The organism is Aeromonas sp. 1HA1, assembly GCF_029237385.1.
Lineage (GTDB): Bacteria > Pseudomonadota > Gammaproteobacteria > Enterobacterales > Aeromonadaceae > Aeromonas > Aeromonas popoffii.
In genome coordinates this window covers 1-1268 of record NZ_JAACGC010000169.1, presented here as the reverse complement: position 1 = coordinate 1268, position 1268 = coordinate 1, and the positions used below count along the sequence as shown (strand labels likewise).

Here is a 1268-nt window from a genome sequence, read left to right as displayed (position 1 = left end):
CATAGATGGTCGCCCCGGTTTGCCAAGCCTTCAATCGATGACGGTGAGTTAGGTTGAGATTGCAGCCATAGATCCGGACTGTGATCGAGGCTACTGCCTCTGTCCCTGATGGAATTCGCTGACTGGCTCCTCTATCAGTTTGTCGCTCTCGAAAGTGCTTTGAACACCTCGGGTTTTGCCAGTCACGGTCTGACCTGTCTCGCCATCACGTCATGATTGCCTGTGCAATCGGTGGTTCTTTTTCTGTCTTTGCTATTCTCTTGTCATTACGCCGCCAGGATTGTGCCTGTGCCGTATTGCGCATCAAATTCTCGATCATTGGCTAGTAGAGCCCAGACGATGCGGGCTGTCTTGTTGGCCTGTGCTACCGCCGCCACATTATGATTGCGCCGCGCCATGACCCCCTCCAGCCAACTACCTGCGTGTTGTGCCTTGCTCTTCACCACCCGCAGCACGGCGCGGGCGCCATGGATGAGTAGGGTGCGCAGATAAGTATCGCCGCGCTTGCTGATCCCCAGCAGTGTTGGCTTGCCGCCGCTGGAGTGTTGCCTGGGCACCAACCCCAGCCAGGCTGCCAACTGCCGGCCGTTCTGAAACTGTTTGGCATCGCCGATGGTAGCAACCAGCGCGCTGGCGGTGAGTGGACCGATACCCGGTATCTTCGCCAGTTTCTGGCTGGCCGGACTGTCCTGATGCCAACTTTGGAGCTGAACGTCCAATTCCCTCACCTGCTTATCGAGCTCCTTGAAGTGAGCGCTCAAGCGGTCGAGTAACTGACGAAACCGCCCTGGCAAGCCATTATCCCCCGCCTCCAGAATGTCAGGCAGGTGCTGATTGATGTGGCGAATGCCCTTAGGGATGATAATGCCGTGCTCCGCTAGCAGCCCCCGGAGTTGGTTTGCCTGCGCGGTCCTCGCCTTGACGAATCCCTGGCGGGCCCGATGCATTGCCAGGACGGCCAGTTGTTCGCTGTTTTTAATCGGCACGAAGCGCATGTTCGGGCGGCTCACCGCCTCGCAAATGGCTTCGGCATCGGCCGCATCGTTCTTGTTGGTTTTGACGTAAGGTTTGACGAACTGCGGTGCCATCAGCTTGACGGTATGCCCCAGCGCCTGAAGTTTGTTAGCCCAGAAGTGGGCGCTGCCGCAGGCCTCCATGCCAATCAGACAGGCGGGTCGGTTGCTGAAGAACGGCACCACCTGCTCGCGTTTGAGTTTCTTGTTGAGGATCCGCTTGCCGTGCACATCGACGCAATGGACTTGGATGCA

Annotated in this window: 1 protein-coding gene; it reads right to left on the bottom strand. The window is 57.9% G+C overall.

Annotated features, from left to right (window positions below; all coding sequences use genetic code 11):
* Window positions 1-266 precede the first annotated feature (266 nt).
* Window positions 267-1265, bottom strand: coding sequence for an IS110-like element ISAve1 family transposase (locus GWQ22_RS21425; protein WP_212514665.1), 999 nt, complete (start codon window positions 1263-1265; stop codon window positions 267-269).
* Window positions 1266-1268 lie beyond the last annotated feature (3 nt).